At 33.3% G+C, this 21,662-nt stretch carries 21 protein-coding genes and 6 pseudogenes; 16 read left to right on the forward strand and 11 right to left on the reverse strand.

Annotation, left to right across the window (positions count from 1 at the left end):
• Nucleotides 1–90: 90 nt before the first annotated feature.
• The gene (locus OPS21_RS06820; protein ID WP_264336669.1) at nucleotides 91–990 is read left to right on the forward strand and encodes a hypothetical protein; all 900 of its coding nucleotides are present in this window, start codon (nucleotides 91–93) and stop codon (nucleotides 988–990) included.
• Nucleotides 991–1,208: 218 nt separating this feature from the next.
• Nucleotides 1,209–1,454: a hypothetical protein gene (locus tag OPS21_RS06825; protein ID WP_265027629.1), complete on the forward strand. Its 246-nt coding sequence runs from the start codon at nucleotides 1,209–1,211 to the stop codon at nucleotides 1,452–1,454.
• Between the two features lie 81 nt (nucleotides 1,455–1,535).
• On the opposite strand, the gene OPS21_RS06830 is transcribed toward OPS21_RS06825, so the two are convergent.
• Nucleotides 1,536–2,480, reverse strand: coding sequence for an IS110 family RNA-guided transposase (locus tag OPS21_RS06830; protein WP_264336326.1), 945 nt, complete (start codon nucleotides 2,478–2,480; stop codon nucleotides 1,536–1,538).
• A 261-nt stretch (nucleotides 2,481–2,741) separates the two neighbouring features.
• Between OPS21_RS06830 and OPS21_RS06835 the strand changes: the two genes are divergently transcribed.
• From OPS21_RS06835 to OPS21_RS06855, 5 genes are all read left to right on the forward strand, one after another.
• Entirely contained in the window at nucleotides 2,742–2,957 is a 216-nt protein-coding gene (locus OPS21_RS06835) for a hypothetical protein (RefSeq protein WP_264336667.1), read from the forward strand.
• A 176-nt stretch (nucleotides 2,958–3,133) separates the two neighbouring features.
• Nucleotides 3,134–3,667, forward strand: a complete 534-nt coding sequence (locus OPS21_RS06840; RefSeq protein ID WP_264336666.1) for an HK97 family phage prohead protease — start codon at nucleotides 3,134–3,136, stop codon at nucleotides 3,665–3,667.
• Nucleotides 3,668–3,765: 98 nt separating this feature from the next.
• Nucleotides 3,766–3,924, forward strand: a complete 159-nt coding sequence (locus OPS21_RS06845) for a hypothetical protein (RefSeq protein ID WP_264336665.1) — start codon at nucleotides 3,766–3,768, stop codon at nucleotides 3,922–3,924.
• A gap of 212 nt (nucleotides 3,925–4,136) precedes the next feature.
• Entirely contained in the window at nucleotides 4,137–5,081 is a 945-nt protein-coding gene (locus OPS21_RS06850) for an IS110 family RNA-guided transposase (protein WP_264336326.1), read from the forward strand.
• A gap of 270 nt (nucleotides 5,082–5,351) precedes the next feature.
• Nucleotides 5,352–7,499: a hypothetical protein gene (locus OPS21_RS06855; RefSeq protein ID WP_264336664.1), complete on the forward strand. Its 2,148-nt coding sequence runs from the start codon at nucleotides 5,352–5,354 to the stop codon at nucleotides 7,497–7,499.
• Here the strand turns inward: OPS21_RS06855 and OPS21_RS06860 are convergent.
• The 3 genes and pseudogenes from OPS21_RS06860 to OPS21_RS06865 all read right to left on the reverse strand — a co-directional run.
• Nucleotides 7,483–8,709: a CCA tRNA nucleotidyltransferase gene (locus OPS21_RS06860; protein ID WP_264336663.1), complete on the reverse strand. Its 1,227-nt coding sequence runs from the start codon at nucleotides 8,707–8,709 to the stop codon at nucleotides 7,483–7,485. The two genes, OPS21_RS06855 and OPS21_RS06860, sit on opposite strands and share 17 nt — an antisense overlap.
• 448 nt (nucleotides 8,710–9,157) lie before the next feature.
• A complete protein-coding gene (locus OPS21_RS08110; protein WP_264336797.1) occupies nucleotides 9,158–9,322 on the reverse strand; it encodes an MGMT family protein in 165 nt (54 codons plus the stop codon).
• A pseudogene (locus OPS21_RS06865) lies at nucleotides 9,302–9,442 on the reverse strand (IS110 family transposase); the annotation flags it as partial. The pseudogene OPS21_RS06865 and the gene OPS21_RS08110, both read right to left, overlap by 21 nt.
• A 233-nt stretch (nucleotides 9,443–9,675) precedes the next feature.
• Between OPS21_RS06865 and OPS21_RS06870 the strand changes: the two are divergent.
• Together OPS21_RS06870 and OPS21_RS06875 are read left to right on the forward strand one after the other, a co-directional pair.
• Nucleotides 9,676–10,038, forward strand: a pseudogene (locus tag OPS21_RS06870) (phage tail protein); the annotation flags it as partial.
• 168 nt (nucleotides 10,039–10,206) lie between these two features.
• A pseudogene (locus OPS21_RS06875) lies at nucleotides 10,207–10,587 on the forward strand (ankyrin repeat domain-containing protein); the annotation flags it as partial.
• Here the strand turns inward: OPS21_RS06875 and OPS21_RS08115 are convergent.
• Nucleotides 10,473–10,757: a DUF2339 domain-containing protein gene (locus OPS21_RS08115; protein ID WP_405197037.1), complete on the reverse strand. Its 285-nt coding sequence runs from the start codon at nucleotides 10,755–10,757 to the stop codon at nucleotides 10,473–10,475. The pseudogene OPS21_RS06875 and the gene OPS21_RS08115 sit on opposite strands and share 115 nt — an antisense overlap.
• Before the next feature lie 562 nt (nucleotides 10,758–11,319).
• On the opposite strand from OPS21_RS08115, the gene OPS21_RS06880 reads away from it, so the two are divergent.
• Together OPS21_RS06880 and OPS21_RS06885 are read left to right on the forward strand one after the other, a co-directional pair.
• Nucleotides 11,320–12,639: an IS4-like element ISWosp7 family transposase gene (locus OPS21_RS06880; protein WP_264336202.1), complete on the forward strand. Its 1,320-nt coding sequence runs from the start codon at nucleotides 11,320–11,322 to the stop codon at nucleotides 12,637–12,639.
• A 965-nt stretch (nucleotides 12,640–13,604) separates the two neighbouring features.
• Nucleotides 13,605–13,823 (forward strand): reverse transcriptase N-terminal domain-containing protein, encoded by a 219-nt coding sequence (locus tag OPS21_RS06885; RefSeq protein ID WP_265027630.1) that lies wholly within the window; start codon nucleotides 13,605–13,607, stop codon nucleotides 13,821–13,823.
• 21 nt (nucleotides 13,824–13,844) lie between these two features.
• On the opposite strand, the pseudogene OPS21_RS06890 reads toward OPS21_RS06885, so the two are convergent.
• A pseudogene (locus OPS21_RS06890) lies at nucleotides 13,845–14,944 on the reverse strand (IS3 family transposase).
• 4 nt (nucleotides 14,945–14,948) lie between these two features.
• Nucleotides 14,949–15,116 carry a hypothetical protein gene (locus OPS21_RS06895; protein ID WP_264336661.1) on the reverse strand — a complete coding sequence of 56 codons (168 nt, stop codon included), beginning with the start codon at nucleotides 15,114–15,116 and terminating at the stop codon, nucleotides 14,949–14,951.
• A 238-nt stretch (nucleotides 15,117–15,354) separates the two neighbouring features.
• Between OPS21_RS06895 and OPS21_RS06900 the strand changes: the two genes are divergently transcribed.
• Both OPS21_RS06900 and OPS21_RS06905 read left to right on the forward strand, forming a co-directional pair.
• Nucleotides 15,355–15,573 carry a hypothetical protein gene (locus OPS21_RS06900; RefSeq protein ID WP_006011986.1) on the forward strand — a complete coding sequence of 73 codons (219 nt, stop codon included), beginning with the start codon at nucleotides 15,355–15,357 and terminating at the stop codon, nucleotides 15,571–15,573.
• Nucleotides 15,564–15,839 (forward strand): type II toxin-antitoxin system RelE family toxin, encoded by a 276-nt coding sequence (locus OPS21_RS06905; RefSeq protein ID WP_063630474.1) that lies wholly within the window; start codon nucleotides 15,564–15,566, stop codon nucleotides 15,837–15,839. Before OPS21_RS06900 ends, OPS21_RS06905 begins: the two co-directional genes overlap by 10 nt.
• Here OPS21_RS06905 and OPS21_RS06910 read toward each other — a convergent pair.
• From OPS21_RS06910 to OPS21_RS06920, 3 genes are all read right to left on the reverse strand, one after another.
• Entirely contained in the window at nucleotides 15,836–16,705 is an 870-nt protein-coding gene (locus OPS21_RS06910) for a replicative DNA helicase (protein ID WP_264336660.1), read from the reverse strand. The genes OPS21_RS06905 and OPS21_RS06910 overlap by 4 nt on opposite strands.
• A gap of 232 nt (nucleotides 16,706–16,937) precedes the next feature.
• Nucleotides 16,938–17,237 (reverse strand): type II toxin-antitoxin system RelE family toxin, encoded by a 300-nt coding sequence (locus OPS21_RS06915; RefSeq protein WP_264336659.1) that lies wholly within the window; start codon nucleotides 17,235–17,237, stop codon nucleotides 16,938–16,940.
• Nucleotides 17,213–17,443 (reverse strand): hypothetical protein, encoded by a 231-nt coding sequence (locus OPS21_RS06920; protein ID WP_264336658.1) that lies wholly within the window; start codon nucleotides 17,441–17,443, stop codon nucleotides 17,213–17,215. The genes OPS21_RS06915 and OPS21_RS06920 overlap by 25 nt, the downstream gene beginning before the upstream one ends.
• Nucleotides 17,444–17,741: 298 nt before the next feature.
• On the opposite strand from OPS21_RS06920, the gene OPS21_RS06925 reads away from it, so the two are divergent.
• From OPS21_RS06925 to OPS21_RS06935, 3 genes and pseudogenes are all read left to right on the forward strand, one after another.
• A complete protein-coding gene (locus OPS21_RS06925; RefSeq protein ID WP_264336305.1) occupies nucleotides 17,742–19,019 on the forward strand; it encodes an IS4-like element ISWpi18 family transposase in 1,278 nt (425 codons plus the stop codon).
• A gap of 193 nt (nucleotides 19,020–19,212) precedes the next feature.
• Nucleotides 19,213–20,151, forward strand: coding sequence for a hypothetical protein (locus OPS21_RS06930; protein WP_264336552.1), 939 nt, complete (start codon nucleotides 19,213–19,215; stop codon nucleotides 20,149–20,151).
• Between the two features lie 4 nt (nucleotides 20,152–20,155).
• A pseudogene (locus OPS21_RS06935) lies at nucleotides 20,156–21,255 on the forward strand (IS3 family transposase).
• 114 nt (nucleotides 21,256–21,369) lie between these two features.
• Here the strand turns inward: OPS21_RS06935 and OPS21_RS06940 are convergent.
• A pseudogene (locus OPS21_RS06940) lies at nucleotides 21,370–21,654 on the reverse strand (AAA family ATPase); the annotation flags it as partial.
• Nucleotides 21,655–21,662: the final 8 nt, after the last annotated feature.

Consider the following 21,662-nt stretch of genomic DNA (forward strand, 5'->3'; position numbering starts at 1 on the left):
TTATTTTTTAGTACTTATTTCTTAATATATATCTTGATTAATTAATTATATTACTATATTATTTAATTATATATATTAATGTTAATTATTATGAACTTAGAACAATTAAAAAACTTACAACAAGAGTTGCTTGGAATAATTTTTCTCATACTTGCACCAGCTAGTGCAGAAGAAGAAAGAGATATGAAGGAGCGAGCATTAAAGATTATTGATGAATTAAAAGATCATATTAATGATTGTATAGAAATAAGTAATCGGAGAATGACAATTTTAGACTACATTATCCTTTGTGATAGTCAAGATAACGTAAGGTTAAATAACAGATCGTTATTAGATTTAGAAGATGCCGTCAAAAGTATTGGAGGGCAAACTTTACAAAACTTAGAGCAAGTAGATGGGACGTCTTTGGAAGTAATACAAAATTTGTCTCATGAAGAAATGTTGGCGATTATAGAGCAAGCGAGAAATGCACATTTAAGACAGATACAATACTACGCAGCACTTATAACATTCACACTGGGAACCTCAATAACTCATTCTATAAGATTAGATAGACAAGTTCCCTTAGGTGAAACTGGCGCAGCAATATTCAGGGCAACACTTGGAGGATTGTTGTCCGTACCAATGTGGGTTATACCAATGGGGATAATGACACCAATAATTCAATCAGTATTGAGAAATTCAGAGTGTAGGCCAAGACACATAATGCAAAATATAGTAGAATACAGCACGGCAAATACATCATCAATCATTGGATTATTTGCAGCTTTAGACGTAGGTATAACAGCATTTAGAAGCATAGTTAGAACAAATATGGAATTTGGAGAGTCATTAAGATCTGGTCTTATGACTAAAACTGCAACTGCAATTGGAATTTGCGCTGGTGCTGCATTGTCAACGGCTTTGATGAGAAGAGCGTTTGCTCCCATCTCTACAAATTTGGAAAGTGTTGCCACTGAACAACCAAATATCCAAGAACAGAGCATATAGCTACCTTTATCGTTACCCCGGGTGTTGTAAAACTGGGGTAACACCTTCCGCTACGCAAATCACCTACAAAACACAATCTTTTTATTCCCCCAAACAATTAGCTGTGAATTTAATCAATCATATTAATATAGTAAATATTTACTTAATATACTAATATTTACCTTGACTAAACAATTATAGTGCTGTATCATTCATGCTTAAGCTTTAATAGTGAGGTAATGATGGACGCACAAGAATTAGAAAACTTACAGAAAAGTTCATCAACAAAATCCCAAGATGCTGGGGAAAAAACATCAGATCAACTATGTTTTTTAAAATTTTTTGAATTTAGTTTCATTACAACTTTTGTTTGTAATTTTGTTTTTTATTCGAGTAAAAAGTGCATTTTTGACAATAAAAACCCTAACTTAATCATAGAAAAATTTTGTATCAAACAACAGTTACTGCTTAGATCTTATGGTTAACGAATATGTGTATAAATACTTTAAATGTGTGTAGACGTATTTATCCACATATTCGTTAACCTATTTTCTATGCAGATTTTTTTAATTCACATTGACTGCTTCTTTAAGCCTCGCATTGGCAATTACTATGATTTTACGCATTAGAGCTGTCATAGCCACCATCTTCTTTTTACCTTTACCAACAAGCCTTGAATAGAAGGCACCAAGCGCAGACTTAGACCTTGAAGCAGACATCGCAGCTGTAAAAAGCTTTTCACGAACGTTGCTTCTGCCACCACTTATTCTGCGATAACCAATAGTTTTACCACTTTCTTTCGGATGAGGTGCAACTCCAGCAAGACTTGCAATTTCTCCCCTACTTACATAACCAAGTTCTGGCATTAGACACAGAAAATCTTGAGATAATTTTGCACCTATTCCTGGAACTGTTTTAAGGATTTTTTGGCGCTTTTGTAACTCTGGATTCTCATCAATAATTTTTTGTATGGTATTGTTGAGCTCATCTATCTGGCTATTAAAGAATTCAATAGTTTTCTGACAGCTTTCTTTTATATGGTCGTTTTCAGGTGCTGCAAGCCTAGATTTCTCTTGAGCTCTCATTTTTGTAATGTCATCACGACGTTGACAAAGTGCAACTAAGGTTGTTTGTTCTTTTGACATAGGTGCAAATAGAGATAGAGTACTATAGCGTTCAAACCCATACTGAGCAAGGGCTCTTGCATCTGATTGATCAGACTTTGCTAAAGTTCCATGAGATAGAACAAAGCTTTTTACTTTGCGAGTATTAGCTCGATGTACAGCAATATCTTTATCAACAAGAAAATGTGCTAAGCCAAGCTCATATTTTCCAGTGTTTTCCAGAGTTACTAAAGAATTAGGTAAGATATTTGAAAAATCTTGAAACAATTGTTGCCAGCCAGCAGTATCATTGTCGAATTCGACAGCGTTCTTCTGTTTGTGAACTGCAACAACATTTTTAAATTTTCCGATATCAATGCCAATAAAATTTTGATAAGATGTAATCATAATAACCTCGATTAGTTTTAATTAATTTAAGATTGTAAACGGGTGCATACATATGTCCCATGCAACTATTCAAACGTATCGAGAGATGGGCTAGTGTACCTTGATCCGAACGGTTATAATACCAACAGTTGGTCGGTCGCACACGCCCGTGATAACTCTATTCCTATAGTGAGTAGGGTTATCTTCCCTCTTATCTCCTTTATATCATATTTTTAACTTACAAAGAGTTGGAAAGAAATTTAAACCCGAATGAAGCCAATAATGATATATTCTAAAATCTATCAAGAATACGAGAGAGGAGAAGAATTCAAATGGACAGAAGCGTTAATGCATGGCCTGATTGGTGCTGTCTCTGTAGGATCTGGCTTGCTAGCAGGAAAAACTATTTTCACAAATAGAGGAGCTGTTCCCGCAAACTTAGAAAACGCTGCTGTTGAACAACTCAATGTGCAACAAACCCTACCCTTCTGTACATAAAACGACAAATTCTATAACGAAAAAAAGTACTTCCCCATTTTCAAAGCACTGCATACAATAGAATTATATTGCAGTGTCTTATACTCATCCTGAGATATAGGAAAACAATCTGTACGACATTTTAAGCTGGCCCAGAGCGCTGGCAAACCCAATAGCATAATTTACAAGGAGGACTTATGAATAAGAAATTTCTCTATTCACCATTATCAATAAAAAGCATAGAAGAAAACGGAGTATTTTCTGGCTATGCGAGCGTTTTTAATATAGTTGATAAGCAAAATGATCTGATATTGCCTGGAGCATTTAAGAACAACTTAAATAAAAGTCAGATAAAACTTCTTTGGCAGCACAACCCAAGTGAGCCTATAGGTAATATTACAGATATTTGCGAAAATGATATTGGCCTGTATATAACTGCACATTTGCTTTTGGGTATTCAAAAATCAAAGGAAGCATATTTAATGCTCAAAACTGGAACTATTAACGGGCTTTCGATTGGCTATATACCAATAGAGTATGATGTTGATCATGAAAGCGGAGCTCGAGTGTTAAAACAAGTAGAGCTATGGGAAATTAGTTTGGTCACTTTTCCTGCAAATTTGGCAGCTCAGGTAATCAACGTGAAAAATCAGCACAATGAACAAGAAATGCTAGCAAGAGCAATAGAAAAAGCAAATTCTGTGCTTACGAACATGTGTATTTCTGCTTAAAGTGTGTAAAAATTTAACACTTGCATTAATATTTACTTAACATCCATACTAATATATATAATTTAATTACTATTAAAATTAAAAAACGAGGTAATTTTATGCTAAATGCTAACGATAAGGTTAATTACGAATCTAGTATTAAACAAAAGGAAAAAAAATACAGCTTATCCACTGTGCTTGCTTGGCTATATCTAAAAACAATCGGACAAATATTGCCAGGGAGATGGAATAAATGGGCAGAGAATATTGTAAGTTAAAAATATGATATAAAGGAGATAAGAGGGAAGATAACCCTACTCACTATAGGAATAGAGTTATCACGGGCGTGTGCGACCGACCAACTGTTGGTATTATAACCGTTCGGATCAAGGTACACTAGCCCATCTCTCGATACGTTTGAATAGTTGCATGGGACATATGTATGCACCCGTTTACAATCTTAAATTAATTAAAACTAATCGAGGTTATTATGATTACATCTTATCAAAATTTTATTGGCATTGATATCGGAAAATTTAAAAATGTTGTTGCAGTTCACAAACAGAAGAACGCTGTCGAATTCGACAATGATACTGCTGGCTGGCAACAATTGTTTCAAGATTTTTCAAATATCTTACCTAATTCTTTAGTAACTCTGGAAAACACTGGAAAATATGAGCTTGGCTTAGCACATTTTCTTGTTGATAAAGATATTGCTGTACATCGAGCTAATACTCGCAAAGTAAAAAGCTTTGTTCTATCTCATGGAACTTTAGCAAAGTCTGATCAATCAGATGCAAGAGCCCTTGCTCAGTATGGGTTTGAACGCTATAGTACTCTATCTCTATTTGCACCTATGTCAAAAGAACAAACAACCTTAGTTGCACTTTGTCAACGTCGTGATGACATTACAAAAATGAGAGCTCAAGAGAAATCTAGGCTTGCAGCACCTGAAAACGACCATATAAAAGAAAGCTGTCAGAAAACTATTGAATTCTTTAATAGCCAGATAGATGAGCTCAACAATACCATACAAAAAATTATTGATGAGAATCCAGAGTTACAAAAGCGCCAAAAAATCCTTAAAACAGTTCCAGGAATAGGTGCAAAATTATCTCAAGATTTTCTGTGTCTAATGCCAGAACTTGGTTATGTAAGTAGGGGAGAAATTGCAAGTCTTGCTGGAGTTGCACCTCATCCGAAAGAAAGTGGTAAAACTATTGGTTATCGCAGAATAAGTGGTGGCAGAAGCAACGTTCGTGAAAAGCTTTTTACAGCTGCGATGTCTGCTTCAAGGTCTAAGTCTGCGCTTGGTGCCTTCTATTCAAGGCTTGTTGGTAAAGGTAAAAAGAAGATGGTGGCTATGACAGCTCTAATGCGTAAAATCATAGTAATTGCCAATGCGAGGCTTAAAGAAGCAGTCAATGTGAATTAAAAAAATCTGCATAGAAAATAGGTTAACGAATATGTGGATAAATACGTCTACACACATTTAAAGTATTTATACACATATTCGTTAACCATAAGATCTAAGCAGTAACTGTTGTTTGATACAAAATTTTTCTATGATTAAGTTAGGGTTTTTATTGTCAAAAATGCACTTTTTACTCGAATAAAAAACAAAATTACAAACAAAAGTTGTAATGAAACTAAATTCAAAAAATTTTAAAAAACATAGTTGATTCTACACCACAATAAGGTTATTGTGGATAGTAGAGTTCAGACTAATGATCTTTTAAATTCTAACAGAGAAAAGGAATTGAAGGATGAAAATGAGAGATTAAAAGAAAAGTTGAAAGAAGGTAGTAAGAAGGAGGAAAATCAGTCAAATTTAAATCAGGAATTAACTAAAAAAGAGAAAGAAATTACTAAACTTAAAGAACAAGTAAAATCATTAGGAGAGGAAAAAGAAATATTTGCTAAATTTTTTGCAGCACAAGCACAGCAGATTGAAGATTTAGAATTAGAGAGTAATGTTTTAAAAGAGGAAAAAGAACAATTAAACTCCATAATTAAAGACCTGAAAAAGGACTATAGAGAATTGGCAGAAATTGCACAAAAACGAGGAGAAGAATTTTTAGCACAGTTCAAGAAAAAGTCTGAGGAGATATTACATTTGCAGAAAGAATTAATTGAGTGCAGCAAAGAATTTGCAAATAAAATAGAAATGCTCTCAGTAAGGGTAGAAGAAAAAGATGGGGAAATAGGTAGTTTAACGGAATTAAATAAAACGTTAGAACAAGAGAAAAAGGAAATGGAGAATAAAAATAATGCACAACAGCAAATCATACTTGATCAAGAGGAAAAAATAGACAAACAAGGCGCTTTAATTACTTCACTTACTGATAAAAATAAAGACATAAATGAAACTGTGAAGGAAGATAATGAAAGCCTAAGAGCGCAAAACACAGATTTAGAAAGTAAAGTTAGTCAATTAAAAGACGAATCTGATACTAAAATAAAGGAATTAAAAAATCAACTTGAGGAGAAACAAGCAGAATTAGAACAAGCTAAGAAAAAAAATACTGAAGTAGAGGACCTTACAAGAGAATTGAAAAGTGCTCAGAAACAATTAGTGCAAAAAAATACTGATCTAACAAATCAATTACAAGATTTAAGTAGTAAACTACATGCTGCTGAAAAAAACAAAAAAGAATTAGAAGATGAAGTTAAAGAATTGAAAGAACAAGCTAAGAAAAAAGGTGCTGAAGTAGAGAATCTTAAACAACAATTAGAGAAAGAAAAAGATGAATTAAAAGATTCAAGTAGTAAACTAAATGCTACTGAAACAGAGAAAAAAGAATTAGAAGGTGAAGTTAAAGAATTGAAAGAAAAATTACAGATATTAGAAAAAAATAGTGCTGAAATAGAAAAACAAAAGGCCGATTTAGAGAAAAAATTAGAGTCTTCACAAGGGGAAAATAAAAAGTTACAAAAACAAGTTGAACATCTGAGTGCAAAAAAAACAGAAAATGTTACGACAGTTTCTATTAGAAATAATAAAGAAATACCTAATCAAAGTGTGACATCAAAACCTGAAAGTAAACAACAAAAGTTAAAAAATGAGCTAAAAGACGCTAGTAAAAAGCCAGAAGATATTAATAAAGAAACTAAAGCACTAGATGCAAAGAGTATGTTATCTACTGCAAAGTCAATTACTAAATCAACTTTTTCAAAAGTCCAGAACAAGCTTCTTGGAAATGAGGATCTCAATAACTTTTTATCTAAGAAAAACGAGGAGTTGAAAAAAAGTTTTCCTGAATTTAAAGAAAAACACTTTTGCCATAACGTGCTTAAGGAAACTATACAATCTCTAGTATATCAAAACGGTTATAAATTTAAAAGTGATAAGTTACTTGCACTGTTGGAAGAGAATTTGATTAAATCTGGAAGAGCGATCATAGAAACTCAAGTTAACAAAGTTGTTACAGAAGTTGGTAAAAAATATCATATTCAACAGGTAATTTTTGTTCAAGAGTGCGCAAAAGAGTTGTACTTAAATGAAGAAGATAGTAAAGCAGTAATACATTCTTTCACAGACTTTTTAGCTCAAAAAAATAATAGCAATAATGATTCAGTCAAAAAATTTGTTGTGCAGAAGTTAACGGAAGCTGAAATGAAATGTTTTTCAGATAAGATTCAAGGATTACAACTAGCATCAAGCATACGAGATAAATTTTTATCTCCAGATCAGAAAATGTGCGTTCAAATTTCAGAAGAAAACAATGAATATGAATTAACAGATAAAGCTAAAAAAGAATATAAATTAAACGAGGTAAACCATATGCCTAATTATTCCATGAGTCACACTACTACATCAAACATTCAGAGAGTAACTAGAGTAGGCTCTTAGCATAAAGCAACAGCTCCTCTTTTGTTAAAGTGTAGGAGCTGTCTTCCCAATGTTGTCGTAGCAATTCCAAGTTTCTACCTAAATTTTTTCCTGGTTGATGACCTATAGTTATTAAATCATCACCAGATAAAGGAAATTTTGGAATGTTAAACATCTTAGCAAATGAAATATACTCATCAACATTTGTTCCAGACTCAATACCGCAAATCTTCATTAAGTCACAATATAATTCCTTACCAAATAAAGATATGTATTTCTTTTGCTCTTTTTCTGAAAGCTCTGTTTTGATATTGTTTGATAATAAAAATAATATTTTTTTCTTTTGCTTATTTGAAAGACGTAAAAACTTGCTCACTTCTTCCCCAAGACTCGCTCTATCTTCAGCAGTCCTAATAAGCAACGCTAATTTTGTTAGTGCATCGATTGTGGGATCTAGGAAAGGCGTATGGACATACGCTGAGGGTTCTGTAGGAGATTTAGTGTTGATAAGAAGTGGTGAAGATAAAATTTCGCATTTTACTTCTTTTGGAATAATTTTTTGTAAAACATCAGATTTTTGCATGCTCTTAAGTGTTGGAGCAGGATCATTGCATTCCAAGAGTTTAAATATTTCTTCTCTTATTCTCTCTCCGGAGAGGTTTTGAATCATGTATGAATGCTTTTTGCACACATCCAATATTTCATCACTTAAATCTCCTATGCATATTTTAGCGTGAAAACGAAACGCTCTTAAAATACGTAGATAGTCTTCCTTAATCCTATCTTCAGCGTTACCTATAAAGTTTAACTTTCGTGCTTTTAAGTCCTGAATGCCACCAAAGTAGTCGTATATATGGCCATGCTTGTCTGCATAAAGAGCATTAAACGTAAAGTCGCGCCTTGAAGCATCAGCTTGCCAATCATTAGTAAATTCTACCTTCGCATGTCTACCGTCACACTTTACATCATGCCTTAGCGTTGTAATCTCAAAGGATCTTTTATTTAAAATCGCAGTAATAGTTCCATGTTTTAAGCCAGTTGGAATAGTTTTTATATTACGGAGTTTTAACGCTTTAATTGCTTGATCAGGTAGCAGATTGGTAGCAAGATCAATGTCGTGAATTTCACGCTGCAAAATTGAATCTCTAACACATCCACCAACAAGCCTTGCCTCACCACCAAATTTCTCTATTGCCTCAATAATTATACTAACTTCGTGATCAATTTTCATATATATCATGTTACACAAAATGAAAAATTTTCGCAAAAAGCCTCATATAAAAATATACAGGCGGAGTGGTAAAATAAGGGGGTAAAGTAAAAGTAAGTCTACAACAAACCCAGTGCCTAGAAACTTATAAGTATAAAAGTAATACAACGTTTCTGATAAAAAGCTAGATTCCAGAATCATGCGCCAATGTTAAACAAAGTACCATAGAATTCAAGAAGACAATTTCCAGAAAATCATTACATCCAAAAAAGGGCGAAATGCTACCTAAATGAGCTAAAGGTAAGCTAAATTTTTTAAGATGCAAGATGTTTTTGAAATAATAAGATAATGAAGTTATGGGGTGAGTGGCTGTAATATTTAAACTACCATAATTAAATCAACCTATGGAAGGGTCAAAACTTACTGGCATGTAAAACATATATAAATTAATAAATAAAGATAGTTGGATTTATTGATCGACGTTATGCCGCATAAAGTTGAGTTCATAAGCAAGAATAGCCTTTTTACGTTCTATTCCCCAGCGGTATTTATTAATTTCTCCAGATTTACGAATAACACGATGGCAAGGTATCAAGTAGGCAATTGCATTTGTATCTGAAAATTTTTGAAACATTTGTTGCCAATCAGAAGTATCATTGTCAAATTCGACAGCGCTCTTCTGTTTGTGAACTGCAACAACATTTTTAAATTTTCCGATGTCAATGCCAATAAAATTTTGATAAGACGTAATCATAATAACTTCGATAGTTTTAATTGATTTAAGATTGTAAACGGGTGCATATTTATGTCCCACACAACTATTCAAACATATCGAGAGATGGGCTAGTGTACCTTGATCCGAACGGTTATAATACCAATAGTTGGTCAGTCGCACACGCCCGTGATAGCCCTATTTTCTTATAAAGATAGGACTATCTTCCCTCTTATCTTCTTTATATCATATTTTTAACTTACAATAGTTGAAGATTAGGAGAAATAAATTCGTGCTTTTCAGTTAGTAGTATAGAGGAAAGAGGAAATAAATTTGTATTGGAAAACGATAAGCTTTCAGGGCAACGTTGGAATTTAAAACACAAACCAATTTTAGAAAGGTTTAGCGTTACCCATGATTACAAAGTAGAAAATTATACTGATCAAAAGATCACAAAATATGTTTTAGCAGAACACAACATTTACTATAAAAACGACTTAGATTCAGAGCAAAAAGACTCAATACACGAATTAGAAAAGCACATTTTAGTGTTTTACCCGGGAGTACTGAAATGGCACGAACATCGACATTTGCACAGAAGTTGGAAAAATAGTCAAGCAATATGTGTAATAAGTTAAATACTTATATTTAGATCCTCATGTATTATATTGATAATAGGTTAAAATGTATGAAATAAAAAGAAAAGGACTTGCTTTCTCATGCTAAAAAAGACATGACTTGAATAGCAGCAGGTAAATATAAGAAATTTGTCTGGCGCTAGAAAAGCTAATTTTGTGAGGTATGAAATGAGTTTTAGCAAGAGTAAGTTTTTTAAAGAAGTATCAAGTAACGGATTTAAAAATATTAACAAAAAAAATGAAGAAGGAGAGACGATATTACATCAAGCAGTAGAAATCTCTGATTACAAAACAGTGAGGTTATTAATAAAAAAAGGGGCAGAGGTTAATGCAAGAGATAAAAATGGTTATACACCACTACACTGTGCAGTATTCGCAAAAAGTTTAGAAAATGTAAAAGTGCTACTAAGGGAAGGAGCAGAAGTAAATGCCACTCAATATGTCACCGGATGTACGCCACTGCACTCTGCATGCAAGATAGGAGGAGCAGGAGTTGAAATAATAAAAGATCTAGTAAAGGCAGGAGCTGCAAAGATGCAAATGTATAAATCAGCAATACCTGCACCAGATAGTGCCTGCACAATTCGCATACCGTTAGCAAACTTAGGCCTAGTATGCACCCAATTTGCAGCATAAAGTAAACTAATGCCAAATATCAGACCTAGAATAATACGTACATTTGGCCCAAGTAGCCCTATTTCAATAGAATACTTAACCATAAAAAAGCCAGCAAGCGCTAAAGCGATAGCACCTATCCACACAGGCAAGCGAATGCCAAACTGTCGCTCAAAGTTCGATTGCTTTTTAGATTGAGTAGATTGCTCTGATTCTCCATTTTTAGTAGCAAAAGTGTTTTTTTCGTCAAGTGTTGTATCATTAGTATGTTGCCATGGATTTTTATCTAGTACTATGCTACTTTTTAAGTTGGGTGTAACATTTTTTTCAGTAATTCGAACAGCTTGTCTTGTAATCTATTCACCTTGCTATGTAAGTTGCAGATTTGAAAAAGATCAGCAAAACAGTTACATAGATTACATCCATAATTATAAATCCATTATTATTCTATGAGATGTTGTATAGAGATAATAAAGAAAGCATTAAGGAATATTGTAACAAGAGATTCACTGCAAAATGGTAGCAAAAGCCAAAATTCTGGCAGGGAGCGTTAAACTAACCATACGCGTCAAGTTAAGGAACTGTGGTAATAAACTTAGTGTAAGGAAGAGAAAAAGAAGATATAAGTTCTCTTAAATTTAACAAAGAAAACGGAGAACTTATACAATGAAAAGAATAGTTTGCATCTCAAAAAAGCTCAAAGAATTTTTTAATGAAAAAGCAGATAAAATCTCAGCTACAACAGGGTTCATAAAAAGAAAGAGGAAGCTAAAAGGCTCGTCGTTCATAAAAGCCATCGTTTTGGGTAATATAGGGGTTGATAATTGTAGTATAGAGACAGTGTGTCAATTATTGAATGAAGACTCGATAAATATAACAAAACAAGGTCTGGACTTTAGATTTACCAAGGAAGCAGTGGAATTCATGAAAAGAATGTATAATGAATCTTTAACGTTACTTAAAAATACCTTACAAGTTGATTGCAGAATCTTGAAGCACTTTGGAGGTGTTAAATTATTAGACAGCAGCTATATTAGCTTACCTAACAGTATGGAAGACATGTATAAAGGTTATGGTACCAGCTACAGTGGTTATGAAAGCAATACTAAGTCTGGAATAAAGTTACAATTAGTTTTTGACTACCTAAATCAGACATTAGACCAGCTTAATATAACTGAAGGAATAAGGTCAGATCAGGGTTATAGAAGCCATTTAAGCAATATATCGAACAACGATTTACTAATATCTGATTTGGGTTATTTTGTGCCAAGTTCTTTTAAACAAATCAATGAAATAGGAGCTTATTTCATAAGTCGTTATAAATCCGATACTAACATATATGATATAGAGACAGGTCAAAAAATAGATTTACTAGAACATTTGGGAGATCGATCTTTTCTAGAACAGGAGGTATTGTTAGGAAAAGAGACAAGGGTTAAAGTAAGAATTATATTTAAAAAACTAACTGAAGAACAAGCTATGGCTAGAAGAAGAAAGGCTAATAGGTTAGCAAGATCACATGGATACACATCTTCTCAAAGGAACCAAAAGTTACTAAATTGGTCGATATTTATAACTAATGTTCCAAAAAGTAAGATTAATGCTGAGCAAATACTAGTAGTTTACCGAATAAGATGGCAAATTGAATTATTGTTCAAATTATATAAGAGTAATATAAGGCTTGATAAGCTGAGAGGAAAGCCATACAGAGTATTATGTGAGCTATATGCCAAATTGTGTGCAATTCTTATATTTCATGGAATAGTGGGTTGCACAGAACTGAAAAAAAATACGGAGCTTAGCTTAACAAAGGCATTTATTGAGCTAAAAAGACGGGTTAGAGAGTTATTTTTAGCACTAAATAATAAAATTAAAGGCTTAAATATTTTTCTCAAAAAGCTTACCATAACTTGGTCGCAATTTTCATTAAAAGACAAGTACAGAAAAACTAGGGTATCCACCTTAACTTCTCTAAATTTGCTTTAACTTGACGCGTATGGTTAAACTAACATGTACATTGATAGGTTTCATAAGATATATATAACGTTTTTATTCACTTAACTCATTGTCAAGTCTCCATTTTATATCAATTTATTACTTTCTTTTTCGGTTTGATACGCTTTTTTGAGCATTCTCATTACAGAATTTGTACAAACAGCAGGCTCTTTTCTTGATGATTTTTAGGTATAATTATAAAGTCTTTTGTATTGGTTGCATCACTTTTGGTAATTTCTTTTCATAGTTATTTGGGTCCAACAAAAAACAAGCTGATAAATCTACCTAATAATCTAACGCTAATATTTCTTTACTTGAATTCAATTCATTGGAGGATGATAGTTATGATACAATAAACACAAAGTAGTGCAAAATGATAGCAAAATTCCAAACAAACTCTTCTCGTGCGACCTGAAAGTCGTGAAATCGTGATGGTTCAATCCCATCCGCCATAACATCTGGCTGAAATCGTTATCCACATTTTGTGAAATTGGCAACTTCACATGGTGCAAGCATGGATAAAAAGGGAGTAATACTAAACCTTATGGTAAATCCTTCCAAGAAGAGTTAGATATGGTTACGAAAGAAACCCATGTCTGAATTGTCATAACCCATAATATGCGAAATAAGGTTGAAACGCATAAACCAAAAGGTATGGAGAAATATAGGATGATCAAAATTTTTATGTTTGATCAAGATGTTTCCTGTCTCCTGGCAAAAAGTAGGAACCTAAGTCTAATGTGAAACGATTTCATGGAACGGAGTAACCACATGGAAGCTCTTATTATCCCTTGTTTAAAAAGGATAACTAAGAAGGTGGCCCACTAAATGCTTCTACGTGGAGGGATTGTTTAAGAAGCTAATGCCTAAAGTAATATTTGGGATATGCAGACGTAAACACTGTAGTTTGGAAGGTAAAGTTGTGAATAGTAGTAAGTATGTTATGAACCAACAAAATGTTAGGTATGAATGGAATTTGGTGCAAGCTAGAGAAATCTTCATTTAAGCTACAAAAACGAATTTACCGAGCTTCACAATGTAATGATATCAAAAAGATGCATAATCTTCAGAGGTTATTACTAAAGTATAATGCACCCATTTGTCTAGACCATTTTTTTCAAAGTGATCCGATTTTTAAAATGAATATGTTGATAAATACGTCGACACACATTTAAAGTATTTATCAATATATTCATTTACTGTTTATGATAATAAAGATCAGCAGGAACTTTATAATGTAGAGTCTGATGTCGCCTTTTATAGTTATACCAACCAACAAAATCGTTTATTATAAGATTCAAATCTCTGATACTATTTGGTCTATAATAATATATAGCTTCTTGCTTTAAAGTTCTCCATAAACGCTCAACAAATATATTGTCGAAGCAACGTCCTTTATGATCCATACTAATTTTAATATTAGCACGCTCTAATTCCATAATAAAGTTGTAGCTAGTAAACTGCACTCCTTGATCACTATTAAAAATCTCAGGTTTACCTTGTTTTAGAGCTTCTTTGAGAGTATAAAGGCAAAATCCAGCATCGAGATATGGTGATAATGAATGAGCAATAATATAGCGACTATACAAGTCCATTATTGCCACAAAATAGACAAACTTACCTTCTACCATAATATATAGTAGCCCATACCTGATTAACTCTACAAATAATCAAATCTTTGAGTAAATAAGGATATATTTTATGCTTTTTTTCTTTAATACTTGTATTACATCTTTTTCTACAATACAGCCCACTAATCTTCATTTTTTTCATAATTCTTAAGATTTTTTTGTGATTGACTACTACTCCACTCGCTATGATTTCAGCAGTAATTTTACGATATCCATAACGGCAATCAGAAGCCAAATATACTTCTTGAATCAAATTTCACTTTCGTTATTAATTATATGCCTATAATATAGGCTAGATCTGCAAATCCCCAGTAAATCAGCCTGTTTCCTAATTGATAGATCAGAATCTTTTTCTATAAACCTTACTCTATCTTTTTTGCTTATTTCAGTAATTTTTTTTTCAAATAACTATTTTCCACTGTCAATTCTCCTATTACTTTATGTAAACTTTCTATTTCTTGCGCTAAGATTCTTTGTTTTCTCGCACTTTCACTTTCTTCAACAAATAGGTCTTTTAACCTTGCCAATACTCTATCACGCCAATCATATAGATTTGTTGATGGTATTTTATATTCACTACATATCTCAGATGTGCTTTTTTGATTTTTTATTGCTTCCAAAGCTATCTTTGCTTTTAACTCTGGTTCATATTTTTTTGTTGCCATACTTTTACCCCTTTACCTTCCTACTCGGATCAACCATTTTTTTTTGGTCTAGTTTATGGGGTGCATTATAATGTGAAGGCTTCCTCGTATGCTGAAGTTGTGATGGACGCGATAATACGAAGTCAAGCTTTTTTTTTTCTTGACTCTTTTTTTCGTTTTGATATTCTTTCATAGGGTCTGGTAGCGCTTTTTGTTTTGGCGAACGAAGTCTACTAAGAAATTCTTTTTGTGTAAAGGGTAGAGTTGCCCTTTACATATTTTCACTTAAAATATAATATCTATCGAGGCTGCTATAATAGCATAGCTATATTCTATATAAAGCATATACCTTTTATTGTTTGATCTACAAATCCTTTATTGAAAATTTTAGGAAAATGTTGTATAATTATTGATAAACTTTGGTAGAACTTATGGCAGATTCAGGAATCAACGTAACTTTCAATAGTGAAATTTCAGAGTGTCTTGCTGGGCTGGCTAAAATAAGAAACAAGCCCGTTAAGAAGCTAGTAGAGGAGCTGATGCAAGAAGCAATTGAAAATGAGGAAGATAAAATACTAATTGAACGTGCTGCTGAACTTAATGTTCCAGGTGCAGAGACAGTTGATCTAAAAGACGTCAAGTGGGACTAAAGCGCTATAAGATTAAGTTTCTGAAAAATGTTAGTAAAAAGGATTTACCAGCTCTTCCAAAAACAATAAAGTTAAGAGTTGAAGAAATAGTAAAAGAGCGCCTTACAGTTAACCCAATTGATCTTGGTGAATCGTTGCGTTACAAACTCAAAGGACACAGAAGACTGAGAACTGGTGATTATCGTATTATGTATCATGTAAATGCTGCAAAATACGAAGTAACCATTGTTTCAATAAAACACAGGAAAGACATTTACGAATCCTAGATTAATATTCTTCCAGTATTAACTTGATAAGGCACGGTAACTTTGCCGGTTGAGCCACTTCTGTTCTTTGCAACGTTTATCTCCAGTTCGTTATTAGAGCCTATTTTATAGTAGCTGTCTCTGTAGAGTAGTAAAACTATATCAGCATCTTGTTCGATGCTCCCTGACTCTCGCAGGTCTGCTAATTGCGGTCTTTTGTTTTGTCTTTCTTCTACTCTGCGACTAATTTGTGATAGTGCGACGATGGGAACTTCAAAATCCTTGGCGATGTTCTTTAATGTTCTGCTGATCTCTGTTACCTCAAGAGTTCTGTTCTCTGTTCTTCCTGATCCTCTGAGTAATTGCAAGTAGTCAATGTATATGCATTTTATGCTGTATTGCTTATCAATTGATGCGATCTTTTTTCTGAGCACATTTAAATCCATATTGCCTGAGTTATCGATGAGGATGTTTAGAAACGTTATTTGATTTATTCCGCGATATAGAAGATCCATATTTTCATTCTTGAGAATGTTATTGATAGTTTCGTTGACTTCAATGCTGATTATTCTGTTGATGAGTTGATTGGCTGACATTTCAAGGGAGAAGAAGCAGACATACTCGTGGTCATTTAAGAGCTTTGCGGCCTCTAGAGCCATGTGTAGTGCTATTGAAGTCTTACCAATTGAGGTGCGTGCTGCAAGTACAGAGAGCTCTCCTTCTTTGAAGCCACCTGTTATTTTATCAAGCTCCTCTATTCCTGTTGTTATTCCTTCTATTTCGTTGGGGTTTGCTAGCCGTTTATCGATGTAGTCTCTGTAGTCTTTGAGATAATCAAATATTGGCTTGACGTCCTCATCGACCCTGAGCCCTCCTTCCTGATCCATTCTTCACCTTAAACCGGAGGCTCCTCAAACTCAATATCTTGTTTTCGTCGCCTCTCCCAATGAGTTATATTATATATAAATAATATAATATAATATAACTTATAGTGGGGGGTACCCAAAAAAATGGTTATTTTTGAGCTGAGCAAAGCCACCTAAGGTGAAGAATGGATCAGGAAGGAGGGCTGTATAATGTATATTTATAATTTACTTACGTAACTTAACGAAACAGGAATTATTGAAAAACATGGTTCTTAAGTACTTTCAAAGCTTTCTCGTAAATAGTGTCTCTATGTCCTATTGTAATAATAGTTACTTCATGTTTTTTGGTGTCTGCACAATACATGATACGATAGTCGCCAACCCTTAGTCTTCTGAACCCTTTAAAGCTATGATATAAAGGCTCACCAAGATTAACTGGATCGACTGTAAGTCGCTCATTTATTGCATCTACAGCTCTTGACCGTACTTTTTTTGGAAGACTTGGAAGATCTTTTTCAAGAACACTGTCTAGGAAGATAATAGTGTATTCCAATCCACGTCCTCACTTTTAGTTTTTTTTTCATTTTCAATATCATATTGATCAGCAACTACAGATAATAAAAAATCTTCCATTTCACTATCTATTGCTTCTTTAAGTAGTTTTTCTGCTAATGCTTGAGCAGGCTGCTTAGTAAGTTCAGATAATTCAGCAAGATGCTGTAAAGTTTCTTTACTGAAAGCTAAATTAGCGTTTGCCATAAGTTTTACCGAAATCTACTGCATAATTATACAACATTTTCCTAAAATTTTCAATAAAGAATTATATTGACATATTATGGTAGGTTAAGTATATAGGTGCATTGGCTTTTGCTGATGTTAGGGAGAAATGACACAAAAGTTAATACTAAGTATAGTATTGCAAGACATTATTAGGAATAGAGAGGGTATGCCAGCCGCACTGCCATTAAGTTAAGGAAAAGTGATGAACTGTATTATAAAATCAGGTAAGATCCACAAATTAAAAGAAGTAATGACATGAGTAAAAAAAAGAATAATCATGTTTATAAAAAATAAATTGATGAGTTTAAACTTTATAAACGCACACAGAGCATCCTCAAAAGACTTCTCACGAAAAAGAAAGCTGCCCTTCGTTAATGTATTTCTCCTGATTTTTAGAAAGAGTGTAAAGTCATTACAAGTGATGCTTAATGAGTTTGTTCTGCATACAAGAAAAGATTATACAATTACGGCAAGTGCATTTACTCAAGCAAGAAAGAAGCTAAAGCATACTGCGTTTTCAGAGTTAAATGATGATATAGTTTCCCTATACTACCAAGATCAGGAATTTAAAACCCACCATGGCTTCAGAGTACTTGCATTTGATGCTTCAATACTGATTCTGCCAAAGAGCGACAAAATAATAGGTGAGTTTGGCTCAAGAGCAGTATGGAATGGAATCCAGAGATTTGAAGACTATACAAGTGCAACCTTTGAAGTTTGCTACGATGTGCTAAATAATATTGCAATAAAATCTGTGCTAAGTAGAGGTGACAGCTATGAGGTTGATTTAGCAATCGGTATGCTTGAATCCATAAAATCAGACGATTTGTTAATCTGTGATAGAGGATACGTATCTTATCGATTTCTTGCTGAGCTTACAGGAAGGAAAATCAATTATATAATTCGCTGTTCAAGTTCGTCTTTCAATGAAATAAACGCTATGTTTAAGCCGGAAAGCCCATCTAGTACGGTGGTAGTGTCTACCGCACCTATTAAAGTAGCAAGACAGCTACGAAAGCTAGGATTACCTGATGAGATGAAATTCAGGTTAGTCAAAATAATACTTTCTTCTGGCGAAGTTGAAGTGTTAGTAACATCTCTGTTAGATGAGAAACGTTTTACAGTTGAAGAGTTTGAGAGATTATATTACTTGCGCTGGGGAGTAGAAACATTTTTTTCTAGGCTGAAGGGAAGATTAAATTTAGAGAATTTCACAGGAAAAAGTATTGAAACTATCAAGCAGGATTTTTGGTCAACTATCTTCATCAGTAATCTAGAAAGTATCATGATAGAAGATGATGAAGAGACATTGAGCGCACAGAATAGTAAACTAAAAAAAAGCATCAATAAATCTGTCTCATTTAATGCGATTAAAAACTTAGCCTTTGATATTTTTTCTACAGAGTCAGACATAGACTGCATTATGGATCGACTATCACAGTTATTTTTGATGAACACTTTAGTGGTGAGAAAAGGGAGAAGAGTTGATCGTCATAAGATATCTGATATTCGTTCACTCAACTACCAGAAAAGAGCTAGAAAACATGTGTTTTAAATTCAAGATATCTTTTCAGTATCATTGCATTAGTACATTCTTTGCAAAATAACCTGCAATTATTACTTTTTTAAATAACTTGCACTTTTCAGACTCCCTTTTCTTAAAAATTCACCCTAGTATTTACCATAATTATCAATCACTTCAAATTTTTTGTCCAATCTTAACTTCTCTTTCCCTTAACTTAATGGCAGTGGGACCAGGCTATGTTTTACCTCAGTTCTCACAAGTGCCGATAGCTGGACTTTCATGGCAGTTTTTCAGAATTTATGCTGATTCAGTGGCTATGCAAGATAGAACTGATATCGATAGGGTTTTCATTAAAGACATTACTGAGGCTGAACGAATCGATGAAGGCAATCCTCGTTTTTATTTAAATGTTATTTGTGAAAAGCCTAATGAGAAAAATTCGCCTCTTGAGAAAGCGATAGTATTTAAAAACTCTAATGCTCTATGGAGTGTTATTGCCGGATCACTGAAGCTCAAGTTCTATGCTTGGAGAGGAGGTGATGATCTAGTTGTTAAATTAGTAGCAATTCGTGATTTTGGTGCGAAATCGTCAACACCGCCGAAGGTGAATGTAGTAGATGAATTTTTAATTGATTCTGATTCACCAAAAGTTTACGACACCAGTTTAACTTTGCTGGACTTTGTCATTCCTTCTGATATTGGTGATGATCAAAGTTTGACATTGAAGTTTCTATTACCGACCGATCGAACATTTAATTTTAAAGCAACAAATTTTTATTGTGCAAAGGTTTCAGCACCAGTTTCAACTATTGATTTTAAATATCCCACAGAAAATTCTGATTTAGCAAAATCTAATTTGTTATTTTCGTCGTTTAAAGCAAATAAATACAGCATTAATAACAGTTACAATGAGCTAGCTTTTACCATTAATGGTCTTAAGTTTGTCGATAATATCGGTGAAATAGTTTCCTATCCAAAAGGAGCAAAAGTTAATGAAGGAGAGATAAATTTAATCAAGTGTGATGGTCGCACACTTGATGGAGCAGCGATTAGTCCAATAGGCATTGAATACAAAAGGCTATACGAAAAGCTAGATTATAATGCACCCCATAAACTAGACCAAAAAAAAATGGTTGATCCGAGTAGGAAGGTAAAGGGGTAAAAGTATGGCAACAAAAAAATATGAACCAGAGTTAAAAGCAAAGATAGCTTTGGAAGCAATAAAAAATCAAAAAAGCACATCTGAGATATGTAGTGAATATAAAATACCATCAACAAATCTATATGATTGGCGTGATAGAGTATTGGCAAGGTTAAAAGACCTATTTGTTGAAGAAAGTGAAAGTGCGAGAAAACAAAGAATCTTAGCGCAAGAAATAGAAAGTTTACATAAAGTAATAGGAGAATTGACAGTGGAAAATAGTTATTTGAAAAAAAAATTACTGAAATAAGCAAAAAAGATAGAGTAAGGTTTATAGAAAAAGATTCTGATCTATCAATTAGGAAACAGGCTGATTTACTGGGGATTTGCAGATCTAGCCTATATTATAGGCATATAATTAATAACGAAAGTGAAATTTGATTCAAGAAGTATATTTGGCTTCTGATTGCCGTTATGGATATCGTAAAATTACTGCTGAAATCATAGCGAGTGGAGTAGTAGTCAATCACAAAAAAATCTTAAGAATTATGAAAAAAATGAAGATTAGTGGGCTGTATTGTAGAAAAAGATGTAATACAAGTATTAAAGAAAAAAAGCATAAAATATATCCTTATTTACTCAAAGATTTGATTATTTGTAGAGTTAATCAGGTATGGGCTACTATATATTATGGTAGAAGGTAAGTTTGTCTATTTTGTGGCAATAATGGACTTGTATAGTCGCTATATTATTGCTCATTCATTATCACCATATCTCGATGCTGGATTTTGCCTTTATACTCTCAAAGAAGCTCTAAAACAAGGTAAACCTGAGATTTTTAATAGTGATCAAGGAGTGCAGTTTACTAGCTACAACTTTATTATGGAATTAGAGCGTGCTAATATTAAAATTAGTATGGATCATAAAGGACGTTGCTTCGACAATATATTTGTTGAGCGTTTATGGAGAACTTTAAAGCAAGAAGCTATATATTATTATAGACCAAATAGTATCAGAGATTTGAATCTTATAATAAACGATTTTGTTGGTTGGTATAACTATAAAAGGCGACATCAGACTCTACATTATAAAGTTCCTGCTGATCTTTATTATCATAAACAGTAAATGAATATATTGATAAATACTTTAAATGTGTGTCGACGTATTTATCAACATATTCATTTTAAAAATCGGATCACTTTGAAAAAAATGGTCTAGACAAATGGGTGCATTATAGGCATGCTCATAGTGTTTTTGACTATACGCTTGATCAGATTTTAGTGCAGGGTTCGGACCACCTATGAGACATGCAATATCTCTTGCCTCATTCCAAGTACGAATACTTACAGAATCCCCTTGCCAATCTTGAACAGCAAGTAAACCTGCCTCAAAATCAAGACAAAGTGTTGTTGACTCATCAAGAGTTTTAAGTAGGCTAGTTTTACCGATTCCATAAGGTCCAAAGATTACTACCTTCACACCTGTGACCATTTTTGCTCTTTCTTTGCTGTTTATTATTTTCATATTTTCCC

The sequence above is a fragment of the Wolbachia endosymbiont (group B) of Chorthippus parallelus genome, assembly GCF_947251815.1.
GTDB lineage: Bacteria > Pseudomonadota > Alphaproteobacteria > Rickettsiales > Anaplasmataceae > Wolbachia.